Origin of the sequence: Acetobacter sp., assembly GCF_047721705.1 — a bacterium.
In the GTDB taxonomy this organism is placed as follows: domain Bacteria; phylum Pseudomonadota; class Alphaproteobacteria; order Acetobacterales; family Acetobacteraceae; genus Acetobacter.
The window spans coordinates 1-4177 of the sequence record NZ_JBDNXK010000156.1 but is presented as its reverse complement, the minus strand read 5'-3'; the positions used below and the strand labels follow the sequence as shown (position 1 = coordinate 4177).

The 4177-nt window shown below is 55.6% G+C and carries 6 protein-coding genes; 3 read left to right on the top strand and 3 right to left on the bottom strand.

The genetic code is table 11. The annotated features are described in order from the left end of the window. On the bottom strand, nucleotides 1–231 hold a 231-nt coding region (locus tag ABF824_RS15800; RefSeq protein WP_415489920.1), incomplete at its 3' end, for a DUF2938 family protein. A 103-nt stretch (nucleotides 232–334) separates the two neighbouring features. On the opposite strand from ABF824_RS15800, the gene ABF824_RS15795 reads away from it, so the two are divergent. Beyond that, nucleotides 335–787 carry an Rrf2 family transcriptional regulator gene (locus tag ABF824_RS15795; RefSeq protein WP_415489919.1) on the top strand — a complete coding sequence of 151 codons (453 nt, stop codon included), beginning with the start codon at nucleotides 335–337 and terminating at the stop codon, nucleotides 785–787. 74 nt (nucleotides 788–861) lie between these two features. Here ABF824_RS15795 and ABF824_RS15790 read toward each other — a convergent pair whose 3' ends face one another. Then, entirely contained in the window at nucleotides 862–1788 is a 927-nt protein-coding gene (locus tag ABF824_RS15790) for an aromatic alcohol reductase (protein ID WP_415489918.1), read from the bottom strand. A 66-nt stretch (nucleotides 1789–1854) separates the two neighbouring features. Here ABF824_RS15790 and ABF824_RS15785 point away from each other — a divergent pair, with 66 nt between their 5' ends. Continuing rightward, a complete protein-coding gene (locus tag ABF824_RS15785) occupies nucleotides 1855–2307 on the top strand; it encodes a winged helix-turn-helix transcriptional regulator (protein WP_199897750.1) in 453 nt (150 codons plus the stop codon). Nucleotides 2308–2596: 289 nt separating this feature from the next. Here the strand turns inward: ABF824_RS15785 and ABF824_RS15780 are convergent, their stop codons facing one another. After that, entirely contained in the window at nucleotides 2597–3448 is an 852-nt protein-coding gene (locus tag ABF824_RS15780; protein ID WP_415489917.1) for an NAD(P)H-binding protein, read from the bottom strand. A gap of 130 nt (nucleotides 3449–3578) precedes the next feature. On the opposite strand from ABF824_RS15780, the gene ABF824_RS15775 reads away from it, so the two are divergent. Beyond that, a complete protein-coding gene (locus ABF824_RS15775; protein WP_007284623.1) occupies nucleotides 3579–3941 on the top strand; it encodes a winged helix-turn-helix transcriptional regulator in 363 nt (120 codons plus the stop codon). Nucleotides 3942–4177 lie beyond the last annotated feature (236 nt).

Here is a 4177-nt window from a genome sequence, read left to right as displayed (position 1 = left end):
AGCACCAATCAGATAATGAAATGCCCAGCCAACAAGTGCCTCTCCTTTCAGGGAGGGTCTTTTTCCAATCATTGGGTCATAGATCCTGCCGTCACGCCACCCTATGACCCAGCGGCCGGTGACAGGCCAGTTGGCTGCAGGAATTCCAGTCAATGGTTTCTGGGCCTGTTGCCAGATATCGGATGCAGCAGTCGCCACGACGCCGACTGTCAGAATTTCGAGCAAATTCATACAGCATGTCCTCGAAGTAAGAGTGTTCGCACACACTTTCATGTCACTTTTCGAGTTTCATGATATACTGACGAAATCGCACTCTAGCAACACATGAAGTTACATGAGACAAGATAACAGATTATCCTGTGTGCTCCACGTACTCCTGCATATGGCAGAAGCAGGTGGTCCCATGACGTCAGAAGCCCTGGCTCGCGCCCTTAACACCAACCCCGTGGTTGTGCGACGTCTTATGGGCGGTCTGCGTGAGCATGGATATGTACACTCCGAAAAAGGACATGGCGGCGGGTGGACGCTTTCATGCCAGTTGGATCTGGTAACGCTGCGAGATATTTACGAGGCTCTTGATGCCCCAAGATTATTCGCCATAGGGAACCGGAGTGAAAAGACTGAATGCCTTGTTGAGGAAGCCGTTAACGATGCAATGAGTGGCGTCCTTGCGGATGTTACGGCCCAACTTCTCGCGCGTTTTGGCCAGATTACACTTGCAGCGCTTCATGCCGACTTCCATCAGAGGCTAGCAGCGCGCCATGCTCCGGCCACGCTCTGCAAGTAGACCAAGGGCTGATGGCCAGGATTGATGCTGACCTTGTGCCTCCCGGAATTCAGATGTCGCAAACAGTGAGTGGTTTAAGCTAAATGACGTTGTTGGTGTTTTAGCCAGGTCATGGCGTCGGTTACTTCAATGCCCTGTAAAGCGTTGAAAGTCTGTTTCTTGTCCCATGCCACGCCAGTATCGCGTGCAAACGCAAGACGATATTTCCGTATTCCGTCATCAGGGTGTGCGGCGACTTCTGCGCGTAGCCTATCCATATCCCACAGTTCCCGAATGACAGGGCGGCCAAGGTAGTGCTCCATCTTTTCGGCTAGTTGAGCGTAGGAGAACGTATCCCCGGCAACGTAAACCACCTCGTTCTGGATCGGCGGTTTATGGGCGAGGATGCTCGCTGTAAGTCGTCCTATATCTTCGGAAGTGGTCACCGTCAGACGGTTATCCCAACAGCCGAGTGCGCGAACCTTGGCGCCTTGAAGATCCACCAAACCGAAAGCTGGCTCAAACAGAAAGCTGGTGAAGATTCCTGTCGAAATGATTATCCATTGGGTCGCAGATTGACCGCGCAGCATGTCCCTTACGTCTGATTGCTCATCAAATACTGGCTGCCCGCTGCCACGTCCAACAACATCGTAATCGACACCAAACTGCCACGGCACATAACGGTCCACCCCAGCCTTCAGGACAGCACTGGTAATTTTACGCTGTGTACCGGGGCCACCAACAAATCCGGTACAACATATAATTGTATTGAACTTGGCGAAGAGGGCGGAGAGGTCCTCTACCGTTTCCGTCGAAAGATCAGCATAAACGATCTGCAGGCCTTTTTGCTTTAATTGTCGCGCAATATCCGTTCTGGTGCTTCCGCTTGATGGTCTGAGAAGAACGCTGATTGACCGAGTGCATTCCGCGTTCTGTTCAAGCAGGCCGGTGATGACGGTCTGACCAAGCTCTCCGGCGCCGATGACAAGGGTTTCAATGACAGGGGTCTTCATCGCTGGCATCAGGAATTCCTTATGGTTATAAAGTTAAAATAAGACGCGATGCGGGAAAGCGAAGAAGGTACACGAGTGATACCGTTCGATAATCTGGACTTCGATGCCGTGATGGCTCAGTCGCAGGCAGCCTGTGCTGCTCTCAGTGACAACGATGGCGGGTTGAAGCGAGAAGTGCTTGCGCATGCCGGCAACAGATGGTCACTCGGTATTGTCCATATTCTTGGTGTTGCTGGTACTCTGCGGCACGCAGAGCTGGCGCGGCGGCTTGATGGGGTTACGCAGCGTATGTTGACGCGTTCTCTTCGTCAGTTAGAACGCGACGGTCTTATTATTCGCCATGATTACGGTGAGGTCCCGCCACGGGTGGATTATACTCTCACTCCGTTGGGAAAGGGGCTGCTCGTAGGAATGATGCCTCTTTGGCGGTGGATTATTGACAACGCTGCGGCATTCAGAACGGCACGCGATCGGTTCGACAGTGAGAGGAATAGCACTTTTGTTGAGCCTCGTGACGGTCTGAATTAGCAACAGTGTTTAAGCGGCGGAGCTAATGCGCCATGGCACTCCGCTTTTGAGGATAGCGTTGGTAATTGTGACGAGAGGCCGCTCAAACACAGTTGCTAGCCGCCCCGGACGCCATCGCCCTGGAAAGCCATCTGGTCGAGTGCCCTGGCAACGCCGACATCCAGTTGGACCTGACCTCCTGCTGAACTACGCCTCCAACGTGGTCATGTACCCGCAATTCCAAGCCTACTTGCACCGGTGGCGCGGACCTCCGTCGAATGGCGCAGCAAAGCACCCAGCAAGTGCGGTGCTACGACTGCCCCAGTCCTCCGGCGATACTCGCCAGAATTTCGGCCAGGGAACACGGCGTGCCTCCGGTCAAACGCACGATGTCACCGCTGACGATGTCGTAGGCGCCACGCGCCTGCCGCGCCTTCATCGATACCACGGCATCGGCAACCACGTCAGGCAGACCCGTTTTGAGCAACCCGGCTCGCAACACCTCGGCGGGCATAACGTTCAAGGCAAAGGGCCGCTGGATCTGCTGCGCGACCAGTCTGCAGACCGCTTCACCACGCAGGGCTTCAGAGCCTGTCAGCTGATATATGGCGCCCTCGTGGCCCTGGCTGGTCAATGCGGCGGCGGCAGCTTTGGCCACGTCGCCGCGCGAAACGAAACTGACGCGGCTGTCCTCAAGCATCGCAAGCCCGCCTGCCGTCAAAGACATCCGCACCTCTTCGACCAGCGTCTCGGAAAAATAGCTCATACGCAGTATCGTCCATGCGGGGATCGCGCTCTTGATCAACGCCTGCTCACTGTGCCAATACGCTGCCCCAACGGCGGACTCCCCCTCACGCTGCGTCCCGGTTGCCGACAACAGGAAGACGTGACCGACCTCGGCCTGTGCAGCGGCATCCACGGCCGCCAACATCTGGCGCGAACGAATCCCCGGCCGCAGATCAGCCCCCGGAATCAACAACAGGCGATCCAGGCCCTGATAGGCCGCCACCAATGTCTCGGATTGGTCGTAGTCGCCTAAGCGACCTGCGTAGGTTCGATCGGTCTTGGGGGTGCGCGAAATCGCCACCAAGTTTTCGGCCGCAACCGTTTCCGCCAACGCCTGAACAACTGCGCTACCGAGCTGGCCGCTGGCACCGCTCACACCTATTTTCATCATCAGATTCCATGGTTATTTATGGTTCTTTAGGATAAATTTGTTCCTATAAGCTAACAAGTACGCATGAATTCATGCGTCAAGAACACCCAGGTTCCTGTCGCCCCAAGGAGTAGCAATGGAAAATGTAGAAGCTGAATGTCGCGGCCTAGCAGAGGTGATTGCACGCATTGGCGACAAGTGGACGGTCATGGTCTGTGGCCATCTCTCAGAAGGCACCCATCGTTTCAATGCGTTGAAGCACCGCATCCCCGGCATCTCGCACCGGATGCTGACCATCACTCTGCGCGGGCTCGAACGCGATGGACTGGTGGCTCGCAAAGCCTATGCTACCGTCCCGCCGAAGGTTGAGTACTGTCTGACCCCATTGGGGCAAAGCCTGACAGGACCTCTGGCAGCCCTGGCAAGTTGGGCACGCGAGAACCGTCCCGCCCTTGAACAGGCCCGCGCCGCATTTGATCGTCGTGCCGCGCAGGACTGAACTGGCGTTGAGGTGTGATGAAGCGCGCCGTCAATCAGCGGCGCATGCGGGGCATCATTCCATCAAGTTGAACCACTTAACCATGCGCTCGCTCAGGTGTTTGTCCAGAGATGTCGGTTCATTTTGCTACAGTATAATTACCAATATGCGCAGCATCGTGAGGCACATGAGCGGAAATTACTGGCAGACGGGAACAACGGTGACGGCATACGCGAGTATGTCGGACTTGCCACGCG